This is a genomic window from Microbacterium sp. K41 (genome assembly GCF_004794395.1).
GTDB classification, from domain to species: domain Bacteria; phylum Actinomycetota; class Actinomycetes; order Actinomycetales; family Microbacteriaceae; genus Microbacterium; species Microbacterium sufflavum.
The window spans coordinates 1-17885 of record NZ_SSDO01000391.1 but is presented as its reverse complement, the minus strand read 5'-3'; the positions used below and the strand labels follow the sequence as shown (position 1 = coordinate 17885).

The 17885-nt window shown below is 70.4% G+C and carries 23 protein-coding genes and 1 tRNA gene; 12 read left to right on the top strand and 12 right to left on the bottom strand.

From position 1 onward, the window contains the following. From DW309_RS12330 to DW309_RS12315, 4 genes are all read left to right on the top strand, one after another. Positions 1–329: ACT domain-containing protein (locus tag DW309_RS12330; protein ID WP_524538339.1), on the top strand; the 329-nt coding region annotated here is incomplete at its 5' end. Then, on the top strand, positions 322–1020 hold the full coding sequence (gene cmk, locus DW309_RS12325; protein WP_136031217.1) for a (d)CMP kinase: 699 nt from the start codon (positions 322–324) through the stop codon (positions 1018–1020). The genes DW309_RS12330 and cmk, both read left to right, overlap by 8 nt. A gap of 40 nt (positions 1021–1060) precedes the next feature. After that, positions 1061–2533 carry a ribosome biogenesis GTPase Der gene (gene der, locus DW309_RS12320; protein WP_206253550.1) on the top strand — a complete coding sequence of 491 codons (1473 nt, stop codon included), beginning with the start codon at positions 1061–1063 and terminating at the stop codon, positions 2531–2533. A 61-nt stretch (positions 2534–2594) separates the two neighbouring features. Then, on the top strand, positions 2595–3527 hold the full coding sequence (locus DW309_RS12315; protein WP_136045541.1) for an NUDIX domain-containing protein: 933 nt from the start codon (positions 2595–2597) through the stop codon (positions 3525–3527). 113 nt (positions 3528–3640) lie between these two features. On the opposite strand, the gene hslR is transcribed toward DW309_RS12315, so the two are convergent. The 3 genes from hslR to DW309_RS12300 all read right to left on the bottom strand — a co-directional run bounded on the left by hslR (position 3641) and on the right by DW309_RS12300 (position 5360). Then, on the bottom strand, positions 3641–4012 hold the full coding sequence (gene hslR / locus DW309_RS12310) for an Hsp15 family ribosome-associated heat shock protein (RefSeq protein ID WP_136045540.1): 372 nt from the start codon (positions 4010–4012) through the stop codon (positions 3641–3643). Beyond that, entirely contained in the window at positions 4012–4680 is a 669-nt protein-coding gene (locus DW309_RS12305; protein ID WP_136045539.1) for a lysoplasmalogenase family protein, read from the bottom strand. The genes hslR and DW309_RS12305 overlap by 1 nt, the downstream gene beginning before the upstream one ends. A gap of 83 nt (positions 4681–4763) precedes the next feature. Continuing rightward, positions 4764–5360 carry a GNAT family N-acetyltransferase gene (locus tag DW309_RS12300; protein WP_136045538.1) on the bottom strand — a complete coding sequence of 199 codons (597 nt, stop codon included), beginning with the start codon at positions 5358–5360 and terminating at the stop codon, positions 4764–4766. A 108-nt stretch (positions 5361–5468) separates the two neighbouring features. Here DW309_RS12300 and DW309_RS12295 point away from each other — a divergent pair. Continuing rightward, positions 5469–5545: transfer RNA gene (locus tag DW309_RS12295), tRNA-Pro, on the top strand. A gap of 110 nt (positions 5546–5655) precedes the next feature. Here DW309_RS12295 and DW309_RS12290 read toward each other — a convergent pair. Beyond that, positions 5656–6117 carry a hypothetical protein gene (locus DW309_RS12290; RefSeq protein WP_136031230.1) on the bottom strand — a complete coding sequence of 154 codons (462 nt, stop codon included), beginning with the start codon at positions 6115–6117 and terminating at the stop codon, positions 5656–5658. Between the two features lie 64 nt (positions 6118–6181). Beyond that, on the bottom strand, positions 6182–6640 hold the full coding sequence (locus DW309_RS12285; protein WP_136045537.1) for a hypothetical protein: 459 nt from the start codon (positions 6638–6640) through the stop codon (positions 6182–6184). 262 nt (positions 6641–6902) lie between these two features. On the opposite strand from DW309_RS12285, the gene DW309_RS12280 reads away from it, so the two are divergent. Beyond that, positions 6903–7514: a GNAT family N-acetyltransferase gene (locus DW309_RS12280; RefSeq protein ID WP_136045536.1), complete on the top strand. Its 612-nt coding sequence runs from the start codon at positions 6903–6905 to the stop codon at positions 7512–7514. Positions 7515–7518: 4 nt separating this feature from the next. On the opposite strand, the gene DW309_RS12275 is transcribed toward DW309_RS12280, so the two are convergent. Both DW309_RS12275 and DW309_RS12270 read right to left on the bottom strand, forming a co-directional pair. Further along, entirely contained in the window at positions 7519–8172 is a 654-nt protein-coding gene (locus DW309_RS12275) for a response regulator transcription factor (RefSeq protein WP_136031235.1), read from the bottom strand. Further along, the gene (locus DW309_RS12270; protein ID WP_136045535.1) at positions 8169–9362 is read right to left on the bottom strand and encodes a sensor histidine kinase; all 1194 of its coding nucleotides are present in this window, start codon (positions 9360–9362) and stop codon (positions 8169–8171) included. Before DW309_RS12270 ends, DW309_RS12275 begins: the two co-directional genes overlap by 4 nt. 282 nt (positions 9363–9644) lie before the next feature. Between DW309_RS12270 and DW309_RS12265 the strand changes: the two genes are divergently transcribed. The 4 genes from DW309_RS12265 (at position 9645) to DW309_RS12250 (ending at position 13904) form a co-directional block, all read left to right on the top strand. Beyond that, on the top strand, positions 9645–11108 hold the full coding sequence (locus tag DW309_RS12265) for a multicopper oxidase family protein (RefSeq protein WP_446724746.1): 1464 nt from the start codon (positions 9645–9647) through the stop codon (positions 11106–11108). Between the two features lie 98 nt (positions 11109–11206). Next, positions 11207–12499, top strand: coding sequence for a Dyp-type peroxidase (locus DW309_RS12260; RefSeq protein ID WP_136045533.1), 1293 nt, complete (start codon positions 11207–11209; stop codon positions 12497–12499). Positions 12500–12538: 39 nt separating this feature from the next. Further along, positions 12539–13420, top strand: coding sequence for a phosphotransferase family protein (locus DW309_RS12255; RefSeq protein WP_136045532.1), 882 nt, complete (start codon positions 12539–12541; stop codon positions 13418–13420). A 58-nt stretch (positions 13421–13478) separates the two neighbouring features. Beyond that, positions 13479–13904, top strand: a complete 426-nt coding sequence (locus tag DW309_RS12250) for a PTH2-like family protein (protein WP_136045531.1) — start codon at positions 13479–13481, stop codon at positions 13902–13904. 61 nt (positions 13905–13965) lie between these two features. Here DW309_RS12250 and DW309_RS12245 read toward each other — a convergent pair whose 3' ends face one another. The 3 genes from DW309_RS12245 to DW309_RS12235 form a co-directional block, all read right to left on the bottom strand. Then, positions 13966–14532 carry a flavin reductase family protein gene (locus tag DW309_RS12245; RefSeq protein ID WP_136045530.1) on the bottom strand — a complete coding sequence of 189 codons (567 nt, stop codon included), beginning with the start codon at positions 14530–14532 and terminating at the stop codon, positions 13966–13968. 188 nt (positions 14533–14720) lie between these two features. Further along, a complete protein-coding gene (locus DW309_RS12240; RefSeq protein ID WP_136045529.1) occupies positions 14721–15227 on the bottom strand; it encodes an NADPH-dependent FMN reductase in 507 nt (168 codons plus the stop codon). A 94-nt stretch (positions 15228–15321) separates the two neighbouring features. Further along, on the bottom strand, positions 15322–15792 hold the full coding sequence (locus DW309_RS12235) for a VOC family protein (protein ID WP_136045528.1): 471 nt from the start codon (positions 15790–15792) through the stop codon (positions 15322–15324). Between the two features lie 141 nt (positions 15793–15933). Here DW309_RS12235 and DW309_RS12230 point away from each other — a divergent pair, with 141 nt between their 5' ends. Then, entirely contained in the window at positions 15934–16251 is a 318-nt protein-coding gene (locus DW309_RS12230) for a sugar ABC transporter ATPase (protein WP_136031249.1), read from the top strand. After that, the gene (locus DW309_RS12225) at positions 16251–16457 is read left to right on the top strand and encodes a DUF2188 domain-containing protein (RefSeq protein ID WP_136045527.1); all 207 of its coding nucleotides are present in this window, start codon (positions 16251–16253) and stop codon (positions 16455–16457) included. Before DW309_RS12230 ends, DW309_RS12225 begins: the two co-directional genes overlap by 1 nt. 4 nt (positions 16458–16461) lie before the next feature. Here DW309_RS12225 and DW309_RS19630 read toward each other — a convergent pair whose 3' ends face one another. Together DW309_RS19630 and DW309_RS12220 are read right to left on the bottom strand one after the other, a co-directional pair. Further along, positions 16462–16620, bottom strand: coding sequence for a hypothetical protein (locus tag DW309_RS19630; RefSeq protein ID WP_168387264.1), 159 nt, complete (start codon positions 16618–16620; stop codon positions 16462–16464). A 52-nt stretch (positions 16621–16672) separates the two neighbouring features. Next, positions 16673–17885, bottom strand: a 1213-nt coding sequence (locus tag DW309_RS12220; RefSeq protein WP_524538338.1) for a helicase domain-containing protein, incomplete at its 5' end; no start/stop codon positions are given.

Here is a 17885-nt window from a genome sequence, read left to right as displayed (position 1 = left end):
GGGCGCCGGCGGCCCCCGGCGCGCGCCGCGTGATCGCGGAGACCATCCGGCAGGGCAACGACGGCGTGGAGCGCCTGCCGGGCAAGCACGGCCAGAACCGGCGCTTCGAGACGCTCGTGGTGATGGTCGACGACACCGCCGGACAGCTTGGCCGCCTGTTCGGCGAGCTCGGCGAACTCGGCGTCAACGTCGAGGACCTGCGTCTGGAGCACTCGCCCGGCGCACAGTTCGGTCTGGCCGAGATCAGTGTCGACCCCGCGGCGCTGCACGGCGCGATCACCGGGCTCCAGGAACGCGGCTGGCGCATTGCAGGGAACACGAATGACTGACACCTCCACCGTCTCCGCCACGAAGTTCATCGCCATCGACGGGCCGGCCGGTTCCGGCAAGTCCAGCGTCTCCAAGGCGGTCGCGCGCCAGCTCGGCTACGGCTACCTCGACACCGGCTCGGCGTACCGGGCGCTCGCCTGGCATGTGCTGGAGCAGGGCGCCGACACCGATGACGCGGCCGCCGTGCGCGCCGCCGCGGCCGACTTCCCGGTCCGTCTCGGCCTCGACCCCGACGACCGCACGGTCCGGGTGGGCGACACCGACGTGACCGACGCCATCCGCGAACCGCGGGTTTCCGGCGCGGTGAGCGGCGTCGCCCGCGTGCCCGAGGTGCGCGCGCAGGTGAACGAGCTGTTCCGCGCGCTGGTCGCCGACGCTCCGTACCCCGCTGTGGTCGTGGAGGGACGTGACATCACGACCGTGGTCGCACCGGATGCCCCCGTGCGCATCCTCCTGACCGCCGCCCCCGAGGTGCGCGCCGCACGCCGTGCCGGCGAGCTCGCGGGGGAGAACGCCGCCGCCGTCGCCGCGGCCCTGCACCGGCGCGACGCCTCCGACAGCGCCGTCGTCGACTTCCTCAACGCCGCCGAGGGCGTCGAGGTCGTCGACTCGACCGAACTCGACTACCCCCAGACCATCGACGCCGTGCTCACGGTGATCGAACGACTCCGAGGAGCACACCGTGGCTGACGACGAATACGAAGGCGGCCCCGACCAGCTCGCCGAGAAGATGGAGAACCTCGACGAGCACCTCGCCGAGCAGCGCGCCGAGACCCTGCGCGCCGGTCTCGCCGACTACGAGCTGGACGACGAGGATGCCGCGCTCCTCGCGGGCGTCTCGCTGGGCGAGGACGGCATCGAGTTCCTGCCCGCACTGCCGGTCGTCGCGATCGTCGGACGGCCGAACGTCGGCAAGTCGGCGCTCGTGAACCGCATCCTCGGTCGGCGTGAGGCCGTGGTGGAGGACACCCCCGGGGTCACGCGCGACCGCGTCACCTACAAGGCGGAGTGGAACGACCGGCGCTTCACGCTCGTCGACACCGGCGGCTGGGAGCCCGACGCCCGCGGCATCGACCGCTCGGTCGCCGCGCAGGCGGAGGTCGCGATCGACCTGTCCGATGTGGTGCTGTTCGTGGTCGACGCGATGGTCGGCGCCACCTCGACCGACGAGCACGTGGTCAAGCTGCTGCGCAAGAGCGGCAAGCCCGTGTTCCTGGTCGCGAACAAGATCGACGACGCCCGGCAGGAGCCGGAGGCCGCCGCGCTGTGGAACCTCGGTCTCGGTGAGCCCCACCCGGTCTCGGCCATCCACGGCCGCGGCGTGGCGGATCTCCTGGATGCCGTGCTGAAGAAGCTTCCCGAGATCTCGGCGGTTGCCAAGCAGGAGATCGGCGGGCCGCGACGTGTCGCGATCCTCGGTCGCCCTAACGTGGGCAAGTCCTCGCTGCTGAACAAGGCCGCGGGGGAGGAGCGCGTCGTCGTGAACGACCTGGCGGGCACCACGCGCGACCCGGTCGACGAGGTCGTGGAGCTCGGCGGCAAGATGTGGCGTCTGGTCGACACGGCCGGTATCCGTCGCCGCGTGCACATGGCGCAGGGCGCGGACTTCTACGCCTCGCTGCGCACGTCGGCCGCGCTGGAGAAGGCCGAGGTCGCCGTCGTGGTCCTCGACGTGTCGGAGACGATCAGCGAGCAGGACGTGCGGATCATCGACCTCGTCTTGGAGTCGGGCCGTGCGCTCGTGCTCGCGTTCAACAAGTGGGACCGTCTGAACGACGACGACCTGGAGAATGCCGACCGCCGGCGGTACCTCGAGCGCGAGATCGAGCAAGACCTGGCGCACGTGGCGTGGGCTCCGCGGGTGAACATCTCCGCGAAGACCGGGCGGCACCTCGACAAGCTGGTGCCCGCGCTGGAGACGGCGCTCGAGAACTGGGACCGCCGCATCCCGACCGGCAAGTTCAACGCCTTCCTCGCCGAGCTCGTGGCGGAGCACCCGCACCCCCTGCGCGGGGGCAAGCAGCCGCGCATCCTGTTCGGCACGCAGGCCTCGACGCGTCCGCCGACGTTCGTGCTGTTCACGACCGGGTTCCTCGACCCGGGCTACCGCCGGTTCATCCAGCGGCGCCTGCGCGAGCTCTACCCGTTCGAGGGGACGCCGATCGTCATCAACATGCGCGTGCGGGAGCGCCGTCAGCGCTGACGCGTTCCGGCGTGTGTCGCCGGGTGGCGCCGCCACCCCGATGCTGTGAAAAGCTGAGGGGGTGACAGTCGTACCCCCCGCTCCCGGCGAACCGCGTCGCCCCGAAGGACCGCGCAACCCCGGCGACGCCTGGGTGGTCGCAGACACGGGGGAGCGCTACTGGGGACGGTTCGGCGCGGCCGGTCTGCTCGCGGTCGACGCGACGCGCGGGATCCTGCTGCAACACCGCGTGTCGTGGAGCCACTTCGGCGGCACGTGGGGGTTGCCCGGCGGTGCGCTGCACGAGGGCGAGTCGGCGATCGTCGGAGCGATCCGGGAGGCGCAGGAGGAGGCGGGCGTGCCGGACGGCGCCGTGCGTCCGCGCTTCACGAGCGTGCTCGACCTCGGCATCTGGTCGTACACGACGGTGGTCGCCGATGTGCGCAGCCCGTTCGACCCGGTGATCAGCGATCCGGAGAGCGTGGCGCTGGAGTGGGTCCCGGTCGACCGCGTGGACGAGCTGCCGCTGCACCCCGGGTTCGGGGCGGCGTGGCCGATGCTGCGTGCTCAGCTCGATGTGTTCCCGGCCGTGGTGGTCGACGGGGCGAACGTGGTCGGGTCGGTGCCCGACGGCTGGTGGAAGGACCGAGCCGGTGCGGCCGCGCGCTTGCGTGACCGGCTGGCCGGGCTGGCGGTGCCCGCGGACGATCTGGGGCTCGCCGGAGACGACTGGTACCCGGAGGTGGCGCTCGTAGTCGAGGGTCGTGCCCGCGACATCGGGACCGAGGCCGTGGAGACCGGTGCTGCCGAGGCCGGAGTCGCGGAGCCGGCGCTGGCGGTCGTACGGGCCGAGGCCGCGGGCGATGACGCGATCGTGGCCGAGGTCGAGCGTCGGGTCGCGGGGGCGCAGCGGGTGCTGGCGGTCACGAGCGACCGGGAGCTGCAGGCGCGGGTCGAGGCCGCGGGCGCGCAGGTGCGGTCGAGCGGGTGGCTGCGGAGGCTGCTGGACGCCTGACGCGTGCGGAGGGGTCAACCGGGCCGGTGCCGGGGCCCGTCGGGTGGGTGCCGGGTGGCGTCAGGTGATGCGTCGGGTGGTGCGTCCGGTGCCTTATCGGGAATGCCGCGGGGTCAGTCGGGCGGGGTGTCGCGGCCGCGGAGGCGGTCGATCTCGCGGCGCTCGCGTTTGGTCGGGCGGCCGGCGCCGCGGTCGCGCAGGCCGAGCGCGGCCTGCGGTTCGCGTTCGGGTGTGCGGTCTTCGTAGGCGAGGGCGGCGAGTGGGGCGCCGACGCGTTTGACGAGCAGCTGCCGGACGATGAGGATGCGGTCGAACCCCGAGATGCGGATGCGCAGCTCGTCGCCGATGCGGACCGTCTGGGCGGCCTTGGCCTTGTCGCCGTTCACGCGCACATGCCCCGCACGGCATGCGGTGGTCGCGGCCGACCGGGTCTTGTACACGCGGACGGCCCACAGCCAGCTGTCGACGCGGACGCTGTCAGCCATCACGAGGCCTTCCGTGCGAGGACGACTAGGGTGCCCGCGATGAGGAGCCCCTGTCCGAGCGTGTAGGTCGCCATCACGGCGGGGCTGCTCCAGGCCGGGAGAGCATCGGGGAGGAAGAGCCGGAACGCGAGGATCGTGTCGCTGGCGAGGAAGAACGCGCCGCCCACCGCGACGAGGGGGTGGCAGCGGGCGGCCATCGCGGCCGTGCCGCCCAGCAGCAGCCCGTAGGCGGCGACGGCGATCAGCAGGGGGCCGGTGTGCGGGCCGAGCGTGAGGATCATCGCGACCCACCACGCCGCGTACACCAGCGTCCACCAGGGCAGCCGACGCCGGGCGAGGTGCCGCGCGAACAGCACGATGTACGCCACGTGCGCGAGGCCGAAGAACCCGAGCATGAGCGGAAGCTCGGGGGCGGCGGGGAACAGCGCCCCCGCGCCGTCGCCCAGCCAGGAGAACAGCAGCGCCGCGAGCACGAGCACGAGGGCGGAGCGCGGCCGGAGGCGTGGGGCGGTCACGAGCACCGGTACCGCGAGCAGCGGCATGAGCAGCAGCTTGGTCGCAGCGGCCAGCTCGTGGTCGAGCGCGAGCAGCACGACGTGCAGCAGCGACACCGCGACGTACGGCGCGAATGCCCACACGATCGGGCGGGGGAGGGTGCGGCGGCGCATCCCCTCATCGTATGGCCGCGGCGGTATATCCGGGGGAGCGGGGGTGCGCCGTGGGGTGGCGGATGCGGCTCCCGGGGCGGGGGTCATGCGTCGGCGCGGGAGGACAGGTCGAGCGTCACGAGAACCCGCCCGGGCTTCATGACCGTCTGCTCCGTGAAGCCTGCGCCGAGGAAGGTGTTCAGCGTGCCGTGGAACAGGTCGTTCGCGCGCTGCTTCTCGCCGCGGGTGTCGACCGGGTAGCCCTCGACCAGACGCGCTCCGGAGGCCGCGGCGTAGTCGACCGCCGCCCGCAGCAGCGCCGCGTTGAGTCCGGTGCCCCGGTGCTCGCGGCGCACCACGAAGCACGTCACCGCCCACACGGACGGGTCGTCGAACGGCTCGACGGACGACGCGGCGATGATGCGCGTGCGGGGGATGCGGGCCTGCGCCGTGCGCGGTCCGATACGGATCCAACCCGCGGCCTCGCCGTCGACGTAGGCCACGAGCCCGGGCGGCGGACCCTCGTCGATCTCGGCCCGGAACATGTCGGTGCGCTGCGGTGTGGTGGTCGTGTTCCAGTCCTTGTTGCTCAGCATCGGCCAGATGCACTGGCAGCTCGCACCGTCCCCTCCGCCCGTGAGAGCCTGCTGCACGTCGTCCCAGCGGTCGGACGTGGCGAGTGCGGTGGTGATCGTCGGCATGACCGCGACGGTACGCGGTGGGTCCGACACCCCGCAACGCCCCGGTTCGCGAGAGGGCCTCGGGTACGGCTAAGATAGGGGAGTTGCCTGCGCGAGAGTGCAGAACAACGGGCTGTGGCGCAGCTTGGTAGCGCACTTGACTGGGGGTCAAGGGGTCGCAGGTTCAAATCCTGTCAGCCCGACCAGAAAGCCCCGGTGAGAGCATCCTTCTCACCGGGGCTTCGTCGTCTTCGCACGCGATCGCTGCGAGCTCTTCGTGCGCGGTGGCTCGGGCGTTGTGCTCGTGTTCGCGCTGTCAGCTCTTGCGACGATTGCTCATCGTCTGGATGCCCCAGGCGATGAGCCCGCCGACGGCGCCGATCACCGTTCCGACGATCAGCCCGCTGGGGATGGCCGCGATGCGTGGGATCAGGCGCGCCCCGGCACCGTCACCGAGGGACGGCGGAGTGCCGCGATAAGCGAAGTCCCAGAGGAGTTGGTGCGTGATGACGAGCATCACCCCGAAGATCACCCCGATGACCAGCACCGTCAGGAACGGCTTGGGGACGCGCGCTACGACAGCGACGACGATCCACAGCACGACCGGGCCTATCGCGAGCACCCACGTGATCGGGCTGCCCTCTTCGATCACATGCAGGTCGTGGAGGATGACCCTGATGAGGGCGACGGCCGCGAGCCCGACGAGTGCCAGAGCCGACAGCCCGAGAGGGTTTCGTCGTGCGGTGGGAGAAGGAGGAGGTGGGTTCTCGGAGATCATGCGCCAACGGTAGGGGCGGGTGCCGCGGCGGATGGTCCGTACGGGGGCGACAATCCTGGTCGCATCAGGGCGACGTCCGGCGTGACGGACGGTTCCTCCGTCGCCGGCGACGGGCCCTCTGGATCGATTCGGCGACCAGGCCGCTGAGCGCGCCGAATCCAGCGGATCGCCCGATCTCGATGGTGGCGGCGACGAGATTCAGGCCGATGCCGTGGTCGGGCCAGTCGCCGATGGCCACGGTGGTCGCCCCGAGGAGGAGGGCGAAGAGAACCCCGGACAGAGTGAGCGTCAGAACCGGTCGCGGAACATGGCCGAAGCCGGCACCCAGGACCCAGATGACGAAGGTGGCGAGGAAGGCGACCATCACGGTCGTCACCCCGCCGACGACCGCTTCGAGACCGATCAGTCGCAGGAGCGGCCACAGAAGCCCCAGGATGCCGAAGCCCATGACGGCAGGCCAGCTCAATCGGGGACGTGGGCCGGGGATCTCTGGTGGCTGCGACGGCGTCGGTGACTCGCTCATCCTGTCAAAGTAGGCAACGGGCCCCTGGGGCCGAGTGCGCTCTGGATCAGTTGTGCTGTCGCTCTCGGACGACCGGGTCGTGCTCCTCCTGTCGCGCATCGCGACGGCTACCACCTCGAGCAGCGCGGGGGATGCGGGTCACCGTGCGAGGACAGCGGGGTCGTCACGGGGCGATCCGAGAAGTCGATCGAGGCGAGCATTCGGCGACATCACCGTCGCGCCACCGTGGGGTGATGACCGCTCGACGACGAGGACTGCACCGATGAGACATCGCGAACCGTACCTTCACCTTCGTTCTCTCGACCGCGCCGATGTGGCGGAGGTCGCGGCCCTGCTCGGGCGTGGAATGGCCGACAACCCGCTCCACGTCGCGGTGTATGGCGGCGATGAAGCGAGGCGGACTCGTCGTCATGAGTCGCTGATGAGTGTGCTCCTCTCCGGTTCGCCCTCGATGCGGGTCGACGGCGTCGAGCAGGGCGGGTCGCTGATCGGTGTCGCCGCGGCGGTACCCCCGGCGCGCTGCCGGCCCCCGGCGCAGACCCGGCTGCGGCTCCTCTCGCGTGCGCTGACCTTCGGCCCAGGCGCCGCTGCGCGCCTGCTGGCCTGGAACCGAGCATGGACAGCGCGGGACATCTCAGAACCGCACGTGCATCTCGGGCCGGTGTCGGTCGATCGGCACCTGCGCGGGCGGGGGATCGGCACTCTCCTGATGCTCAGACACACGAGCCATCTCGACTCCATAGGCGTGCCCGGCTACGCCGAAACGGATCGCCCGGAGGCAGTCGGCTTCTACCGGAGGCACGGATACGCGGTCATCGGAGAGACAGAGGTTCTCGGCGTTCCGAACTGGTTCCTGCGGCGCCCGCCTCGGTGAGAGCTCACGACGTGACGAGCCCGGATCGGTGAGCGATCACCACGAGCTCTGGACGGTCACGCGCACCCACCTTCGCGAGGATCCGACTGACGTAGGTGCGCGCGGTCGCCGGGCTGAGGTGCAGGATGGCAGCGATCTCGTCGTTCGTGTCGCCGTGTCCGATCCGCGCAAGGACCTCGATCTCCCGGGCGCTGAGGACGGCGAGTCGAGGATCCGGGGTCGCGGCGGCCCGACCGGACGCGACCATGCTCATCAGTCGTTCGACGATCGCCGGTGAAAGCAGTCTTTCTCCCTGGCCGGCCCGCGTCACGGCGTCACGCAGGTCATCCCGCGGCGTGTTCTTCAAGAGGTAGCCGACCGCCCCTGCGCGGATGGCCTGAACGACGTCCGTGTCGTCGTCGAACGTCGTCAGGACGACGACACTGGTGTCGTGCAGCCGGTGGTCCGCGCGGATCGCGCTCGTCGCCTCGATGCCGTCCATCACAGGCATCCGGAGGTCCATGAGGACGACATCTGGTCGGTACTTTCGGACCGCCTCCACGCCGCTCCTGCCGTCGGTGGCCTCGGCGACCACCCGGATGCTGCCATCCCGCGAGAGCAGCGTCCGCAGGCCGGCGCGGACGAGGTCCTGGTCATCGACGAGGACGACGGAGGTCATGCCCTCACCGCCAGGGGAAACGAGGCGTACACCGCGAAGCCGGCGTCGCGTGGACCTGCGGAGAACGTGCCGCCGAGCAGGTGAACGCGCTCTCGCATCCCCTCCAGCCCGCGCCCGGGCCGGACCGAGTCGTCGGACGGCTCCGTGGTGCGCGACCTGCCGTCGTTGACGATGCTGACGGCGACAGCATCGTCCGCCTGCCTTATGTCGACGTCGACGCGCGCCGCGTCGGCATGTCGCACGACGTTGGTGATGGACTCCTGCACGATCCGGAACACGGCGGCTTCGACGGTCGATGGCAGCGCGGCGGAGATGGAGACACTCGCGCGCACCGTCAAGCCGGCCTGCGTCGCCGGGAGGATCGCTGACTCAAGGTCGTCGATTCCGAGCGGGGGGCGCGTCGCGCCCTCCTCCCTCCGCAGGTTCGCGACAGTACGGCGCAGATCCTCGAACGTCGCCGAAGTGGTGCTCGCGATGATCGCCAGCGCCTCACGCGCCGCCGCGCTGTCCTCGTCAGAGGCAGTACCGGGATCCAGCGCTTCCTCCGCGATCTGCGCATGCAGAGTCACCACCGTCAGCGCGTGCCCCATCGAGTCGTGGAGTTCACGTGCGATAGAGAGCCGTTCGGACATCGCGCGTTTCTCCGCCTCCCGGGCGTACCGTTCGACGGTCAGGGCCGCGATCTGAGAGGACTTCTGGCGGAGCTCCCGCCGGGATCTCACGTTGTCCCCTAGGGCGATCGCCGCTGCGAGCAGGAGAGCGTGTCCAGGCAGTTCGTAACCCACGACCACGGCGGGGTCCTGTCCGATGGCGAGCCTGTACGCCACCGAGATGACCAGGACGGCCACGGACGTGGCGATCGATGCCCCTGTGCGACCGTATTCGGCGGCCGAGAACACCGCGGCCGCGAGAGGCACCGCGATCCCGATCGCCGGGTAACCGGATGCGTAGTAGGCGACGACCCCTGCCGCGGAGAGTACGACGACGACGACAGGGTGGCGTCGCCGGGCCAGCATCAGTGCACCGAGGCCGACCGCCCACAGATAGGCCCACCCGTCCGGCTCTGCCCCGTCGATATCCGCGGCGATGAAGAGCGACACGACGAGAGTCACGCCGATGCCGAGGAGGCCGTCGAGCACCCAGGGAGCAGGACGCGAACCTGCCTCCGCCGCGGGCACGTTGTCGGTCATGCTGTCATGGTAGGTCGGTCCGTGCTGGTGTGTGAGTCGTTGGAAAGCGACATCTCGGCGACCGCGGGAGTGCGAGTCCGGTGCGGAGAACCTCGGTGTCGCCCGGAAGCGACTCGACTTGTCGACGGGGGAGGGACGGCTTCCTCTGCACGGATTCCTAGCTTTACTGGCATGACCAGGATCGCCCGTGGGGCCGAGCATGTCGCACGACGCTCTGCATCGAGCCGGGGACGGCTCCTCGGTCCGGCGATCCTCTTCGGCGCTCTGCTCCTGACCGCTGCCGTGACGTTCACCGCCTGCGTGTTCGACTCGGGGTTCGGCCAGGACACGTCCGTCTTCACGCCGACGAAGCCACCCGCGTTCGAGACTCCGCTACCGATCCCCCCGCTGGCGGAGTCGGAGGTCGTCGACGGTGTTCGAGTGTTCTCGCTCACCGCCCAGGAGGGTCAGATGCAGTTCCTGGAGGGGATGACCACCCCGACCTGGGGTTTCGACGGCGACTACCTAGGCCCCACACTCCGGGCGCAGCGTGGGGAGAAGGTGGCCGTCGAGGTCACCAACGCGCTCCCGGAGACCACGACGGTCCACTGGCATGGCATGCATCTGCCGGCTGCCATGGATGGCGGGCCGCACCAGCCGATCGAATCCGGCGGGCGCTGGCGGCCCGAGTGGCGGGTCGACCAGCCCGCCGCCACGCTGTGGTACCACCCGCACCCGCACGGCGAAACCGAAGAGCACGTCCTCCGCGGGCTTTCAGGCATGTTCATCCTCGACGATGAGCACAGCCAGAGCTTCGGGCTGCCCACGGAATACGGAGTCGATGACGTTCCGCTCATCGTGCAGGACAAGAAGTTCCGTTCCGACGGCGAGTTCCAGTTCGACTCTCAGGGCAATGAGGTCGGCCTTCTGGGGAACGTCCTGCTGACCAACGGAGCATGGGGCGCGGTCCTCGACGTCTCCACCGAGCTCGTCCGATTGCGGATCCTCAACGGGTCGAGCGCGCGCACCTACGACTTCGCGTTCGACGACCAGCGCGACTTCTCGCTGATCGCCACGGACGGCGGGCTGCTCGAGGCGCCGCACATCACCGATCATGTGCGTCTGTCGCCCGGCGAGCGTGCTGAGATCGTGGTGGCGATCGCCCCGGGGACGGAGACGATGCTGCGCTCGCTGCCGCCTGATCTCGGTGATGTCGCCGTGCCCGGTGCGTACGGAGGGTTGGACGAGTTCGACGTCCTCCTCCTGCGTGCTGCTGATCAGCTCCGGGCGTCCCCGCCACTGGCGGAGCGGTTCGGCGACATCTCCCGCTTCACCGCGGTCGACGCCGACAACGCGCGCATCTTCGACGTGCAGAACCGCGAGATCAACGGCCGCCGCATGGACATGAGTCGTATCGACGAGGTCATGCAGGTCGACTCGACCGAGCTGTGGGAGGTCACCAATCGAGACCTGTTCCCGCACAACTGGCATGTTCACGACGTGCAGTTCCAGGTCCTCGACATCGACGGGGAGACGCCGGGGCCAGAGCTCTCGGGATGGAAGGACACCATCTATCTGGAACCTCGTCGCGTCTACCGGATCATGATGCGATTCGAGGATTACGTCGATGACGAGAACCCGTACATGATCCACTGTCACCTTCTCCTTCACGAGGACGAGGGGCTGATGTCGCAGTTCGTAGTCAGCCGAGATGAAGCCAGCCGCAATGCGGGACCCGTCGATCCGAACGGAGGACACGGACATTGAGCACCCAGGAAGCCAGTGATGACCAGTCGGAGAGGGAGGCGGTGGTCTCACCGGGATGGCGTGACGGACGCACGGAGGGCGGGCCGAGGCGTGTGGCGATGTCTCGCCGCGCCCTCCTGGGCTCAGCGCTGGCAACCGCAGGCGGGGCGGCCGCGATGGGCTTCGCGACCGGGCGTCTCACGCTGCCGAACGCGGAGACTACACGCCTCTCCGCAGATCCCGGGGCCGGGACGACGATCTCGCCGTTCGGTGCACACCAGGCGGGAGTCGCCACCGCGCAGCAGCAGTATGTCACTCTTGTCGCGGCCGATCTGGCCGTGACGGACGCGGTGTCGCTTCGCCGCTTCTTGGCTGACGTCTCGCGCACGATCGTCGCCATCGTGCGTGGTGAGGACACTCCGCCCTCGTCGATGTATCCCGACGGCGCGGTGACCCCCACCGACTTCGCGACCGGGCTGTCTCCTGCGGGTCTGACGGTCACGGTGGGCGTCGGCCCTGGCGTCTTCGCCCTGCCCGGGGTCGCCGGCGAAGCGCCCCGACGGCTGCGGCCACTTCCCGAGTTCACCGGCGATCACCTCGACCCGCGCTGGGGAGGGGGCGACCTGCTGTTTCAGATCTGCGCCGACGATCCACAGGTCGTCAGTGCCGCGACGCGAGCTGTGCGCGCCCGAATGCCCGGATCTGCGGTCATCCGCTGGACGCAGTCCGGATTCCTCAGTTCCCCGCACGACGGCGGCACTCCGCGGAACATGTTCGGTCACAAGGACGGAACGTCCAATCCCCGCATCGGAACCCGAGAGTTCTCGGACGTCGTCTGGGCGCTTCCCGACGAGCCATCGTGGTTCCGCGGGGGTACCTACCTCGTGTTCCGGAAGATCCGGATGCTGACGGCGAGCTGGGACCTCACAGCGCGCGACGAGCAGGATGCGGTGATCGGGCGCCGCCGCGGGGATGGCGCTCCGCTGACGGGGAAGGGCGAGTTCGACGCCCCCGACCTGGACGCCGTGGGGGCAGACGGCACCCCGGTGATCGCAGCGGACGGGCACATCCGCCGCGCTCATGGCTTTCCGATGCTGCGCCGCAGCTACACCTATGACTACGGATTCCTCACGGCGATGGCCGGCGGCAGCCCGGATCCGCTCGAGCATCCCGAGGACCATCCTCATGCTCCGGGAACGAAGGACCACCATCATGGCGGGCACGGAAAGCTCGACGTCGGGCTACTGTTCTGCGCCTACGGCAACGACCCCGATCGTCAGTTCATCGCCGCGCAGACGCGTCTCGCCGAGAACGATCGGCTCAACCGGTTCATCCAGCACACAGGCAGCGCGATCTTCGCCGTCCTGCCCGGGTTCGGCGAAGACGGATACGTTGGCGACACGCTGGTATGACGTCGTCACCCGCTCCCGACCGAGGATCTGAGGAACGAGATGAAAGAGGAGATCGTCACGACATCCGCGGTGACCCCGTCGGATCGCGCCCACCTCGCCGAGTTGGGGCGGCGATCGCGACTGTGGTCGCCCGGCGACGAGCCGACGCTCGTGACTCGGGGAGCCGAGAATACGACGTTCGCTGTCGGGGACTACATCGTCCGACGTTCCGCGGACCTCGAAGCCGTCGATCGCGAGGTCGAGCTGCTCACGACGCTCGCCCGTGCGACGTCGGTGCCGACGCCGACACCGGAGTTGCATGAAGCAGAGCGCGGGACGTTCGCCTACCGACGGCTTCGAGGTACTCCGTTGATCCATCGGCGCGAACGGGACTCGAAGAACGTGCAACGGGCCCTCATAGACGTGTTGTCCGCGTTCCGGGAGGCTCTTCCGGTCACGCGGCTGCCCGTCGATCGGTACCCGAATGACGAGTGGCATCGGGACGCTGTGCAGACCTACCGGTCCGTGCGGAGTCACCTGAGCGCCGAGCAGGTTCGTCTCGTGCGCGCCTTCCTGGATGAGTCGCCACCGCCCACACGATCGCTCACCATCGCTCAGCACAATGACCTGGGAGCTGAGCACATCCTCGTCGACGACCGGGGGCACGTGACCGGTGTCATCGACTGGACTGATGCGGCGCTGACGGACCCGGCACGCGACATCGGGTCGATCTACCGAGACCTGGGGCCCGACGCGGCGGTCCGGGTCGGAGAGGGACTGGACGGCACTCCGGCTGACGACGAGCTCCGTCGCATCCGCTTCCATGCCCGCTGCCGATGGCTCGAGGATGTCGCCTTCGGCATCGGAGACCCGCTGAGGCGCCGGCCCTATCTCGACAATGCCTGGACCACCTTCGACCACACGTTCGCGGGTGGATCATGAGGGGCTCGGATCGACCGGCCGGCCCGTTCCGGCCGCGGCCGCGACCGAAGGAGTACACATGGAACCGCAGACTGTCCGCTTCGACACACGGATCGCGGTACTGATCCACGACGACCTGATGCCCTGGCAGGAGCTCAACGTCACGGCGTTCCTGATCAGCGGCATCGCCACCAGCGCCCCGGGTCTGATCGGCGATATCTACGCGGACGCGGACGGAAACGAGTACCTCCCCATGCTCCGCCAACCCGTGCTCGTGTTCACGGCGGACTCGGAGCAGCTCGCACGAGCTCGCGAGCGCGCCATCGAACGAGGCTTCGCGACGAGCATCTACACCCGTGACCTCTTCGCTACCGGAGACGATGCGTCCAACCGAAGAGCCGTGGCCGGGGTGTCCGCCGCAGATCTCGATCTGGTCGGTGTCGCGCTGCGCGGCCCCAAGAACCCGATCGACCGCATTACCAAAGGTCTGGGCAGACACATCTAGCCGCCTGATCGAGGAAGCGAGAGATCCGAAGGGTGGTCGACGAAGCCGAGCGTGCGCCGGGTCAGGGGAGGAGCGAGTGCGCACCCAGGGCGTGCCAGGTGCGGTCGTGATAGACGAGGGCGCGCTCGGCATCCCGCGCGATGTGCGCCTGCAGGCCGTGCGCGGCGATGACGGTGGAGCCGCCCGCCTCCATCCGGCTCACGACCGCGCAGCGCACCCAGGCGCGGGCTCCGGCGAACACGGGCTCCCCGGTGGCGAGCGGAGCCCAGGCGTTCGTATCGGCGAAGCGGTCGATGCCGCTGGTCGCCCCCAGGCGCGCGAGCTCGATGTCGTCCGCATCGAGGAGGTGCACCACGACCGTCGCGGCCGACGTCAGGGTCTCCGCCGCCGACGACAGCGCCGACACCGAGAACACCAGCAGCGGAGGATCCACGCTCACCGACGACACCGACGACGCCGTGAGCGCCACGGGGCCGTCCGCCCCCTGCGCGGTGATCACGGCCACGCCTCCCGGGTGCCCGCGGAACACGGCCTTGAACGTGTCGGCGCCGACCGACAGCCGGTCCAGCACGTCGGAGGCGGCACGCTCGCGGGAAGGGGACGAGGACGAAGCGACGGGGGCGGTCATGCCACGACCGTACGCACGGCCCCTGCGGCCGTGCACCCGGTCTGCAACACAGCGACACGCGCCGCCACATATCGTCGCTCCGGCTCTCACGCGGAAGACCGCTCCTCACACGGGGGTCTGCATCGATCGTCCTCTCGGAGCGTCCCTCGACCGCGGCACTCGCGTTCCGCTCGCGTCATCCGCCCTGGTCAGTGCGCGAGCAGGGATTCCACGGTCCCGCGGTGCGGGGCGAGCCACGCGGACACGAGGCGGGTGCGGTCGTCGGCCTCGGCGGCCGGGAACGCGAGGCCGCGCACGGGCACCGTCGCCCCGAGCTCGACCAGCAGGGGGCGCAGCGTGTGCTCGACGGCGAGGCTGTGGGCGGGGGAGCCGATCGTGAGGACGGGCACCGCGACGACCCCGTCCAGCCCGCCCGTGTCGACGCGGTCGAGGAACGCCTTCAGCAGCCCGGTGTAGGCGGCCTTGTACGTGGGGCTCGCCACGACCACGACATCCGCCGTCGACACCTCTTCGACCAGGGCGTCGAGCTCGGGATCCGGCACGACGAAGACCCGGTCCGCGTACGCCGCGAGCTCGATCGTGGGCAGCACCTCGGCGCCCACGAGCTCGGCGAGCTGCGCCGCGATCTCTTCCGCGACGCTCGTGGTGCGGGAGGACGGGTGGGGGTTTCCCACGAGGACCGCGATCGACGTCATGAGTCGATTCCAGCCCGGCGGGCCTGGCCCGGGCAAGCGCGGCGACGCGTAGCGTCACGAAACCCGAGGACGCGCGCAGGTCCCGGGCGCGGGTTCAGCGTTCGCGGGCGTCGTCCGTCGTGAAGCCCTCGCGCGCCGCGCGCTCCTCCAGCGTCTCCAGCTCCTGGAACAGGGTGATCTGCCACCCCGCTGGGCCCTGGATGCGCGCGTTGAGGCTCCGGAACGGCGTCTGCACGGGTGGCGCGATCACGGCGGCACCACCCTCCTCGGCGGCCGCGACGGCCTGGGCCGTGTCGTCGACCTCCAGGGCGATGCGCAGCGCTCCGGGCGTGTGCGGTGCGCCCTCCACGTCGTCGATGTTCGCGGCGTGCGTCGGCGTCGCGAGCTCGATGGTGGCGATGCCTGCGTGCAGGATCGCCACGCGGTCGTCGCCGTCGGTCGCGTAGGCGAGCTGCTCGGGCATGCCCAGCACGTCGCGGTAGAACCGGAGGGCGGTGTCGAAGTCGTCGGTCTCGATGATCAGCCGCAGCTGCGTCGGGGTGGGGGCGGGGGTGGTCGCTGTCATGCCCTCATCCTGCCCCCGTCCGCGCGCGCCGTCACGGGTTCCGACGCCGCCGGAACCTACCCGCTGTGGTCGGCCCGCTCAACCCCCTCGGCACCGGGAACCCCGGGCGGCACACTGGGCGGACCGATCGAAGGAGGAGACATGGCATCGACACCCGACGACGTCGGCGGTCAGCCGCTGCGCGACGGCGACGCGACCACCGAAGCAGACCCGCGGGACGATCCGGCGCAGGCGGAATGGGAGCGCACGGAGGCCCTCGACGACGGCGCCTCCGCCGACGAGCTCGACACGGCGACCGCGACCGGTCGCGACCCGGACGAGATCCCCGATCCCGACGACGAGGTCCCCGCGGATGACCTTCCCGGCTCCGGCCCGCAGCCCGAGAGCCAGGGCGAGGACCCGGTGCTCGCCGACCTCGGCGACGAGGGACAGGGCGACCTGGGCCCCGGTGACGTGTGATGACCGTCACCGCCGTGGTCACGCGGTCGAAGAACGGCCAGTGGGTGAACGAGGCCGAGGGTGCCCCCGAGCTCTCGCGCAGCTACGCCAGCCGGGATGAGGCGATCGAGGAGGGCGAGGCGCTGGCGTCGGAGCACGGCGTGCGCCACACGGTCGAGATCAGCGAACCGACCGGCACCATCGTCGACCAGGACGACAGCGTCTGAGCCCTCAGCGCAGGCGGCCGAGGTCCTCGCGGTCCCGCGGCTCCTCGCCGTCCTGCGGCTGCTGGAGGTGCCCGCACTCCGGGCACCTCCAGCCGCCGGGCACCGCGAGCATCACCACGTCGTCCTCGGGACAGTGCGGTGCCGTGCGCTCGGCGTTCGTCATCGTCTCAGGGTAGAACCGCCGGCCCGCGGCGGATAGCGACCTTCGTCCGGGATCACCCGAGCAGGATGAGCTCCCGCGTGCTCCGGGTCATCGCGACGTAGCGGTCCACCGCGCCGGTCAGGTCCTCGCCGAACCGCTCGGGGTACACCAGCACCACGAGGTCGAACTCCAGTCCCTTGGCCGAGGTCGGCGTGAGCGAGCGCACGCGGGCGGTCGGGGCGAACGAGGAGTCCCCGATCACGCAGGCCACACCGTCGGGGTTCGCCGCGAGCCAGTCGTCGAGCACGGCGGGCAGCTCGGCCACGGCACCGGTCCGCACCGGGATGCCGCTCTCGCGCACCGAGGTCGGGACGTTCGCGTCGGGCAGCGCCGCGAGGATTCCGGGGGCCGCGACCGCCATCACCTCCGCGGGGGTGCGGTAGTTCACGCCGAGGTGGGCCACGCTCATCTCCCGCACGCCGACCCGGGCGAGCCGCTGCTGCCAGGTCTTGGTGAAGCCGTGTCTCGCCTGGGCGCGATCGCCGACGATCGTGATGCTGCGCGAGGGGCACCGGGCGAGCAGCATCCGCCACTGCGCATCCGTGAGCTCCTGCGCCTCGTCGACCACGATGTGCCCGAACGGCCCGGCGAGCTCGTCCGGCGGCAGCACGGGCGGTGCGTCCACGCCCACGAGCACGTTGCGGGCGTCCTGGCCACGCAGGATCGACATCACCTTCATCTCGCTGTCGTCGTCCTCGATCAGGTGGTCGACCACGTGCGACATCTGCTCCTGCGCCGAGGCGATCACGGCGTCGCGACGATGGGCGGCGCGCACGGCCTCCGGGTCACCGATGCGCCGGTGCGCCGCGTCGAGCAGCGGAAGGTCGGCGTCGGTCCAGGCGTCCGGACGCTCGCGTTGGAGCAGCGTCACCTCGTCGGGGGTCAGCGCGGGGGCGCACGCCCGCAGGAACTCGGGGGAGCTCCACAGACGAGCCACCACCTCGCCCGGTGTCAACAAGGGCCACGCGCGCACGAACGTGCCGGTCAGCTCGTCGTCCTGTCGCAGCCACCGTCGCACCGCGTGGGGCGGCACCTCGTCGTCGTCGACCTGTTCCACCAGCAGTTCCAGCAGCTCTTCCCACACCTCGTCGCGCGCCTCGTTGTGGGTCGCGGCGGGGTCGGCGCCCGCGAACACCTCCGCCCACTCCTCGCGGCTGAGCCACAGGTCGGCCCACGGGGAGTCGAGGCGGGTCGCGTGGCCGGGCGGCCGCTCGAACGCGGTGGCC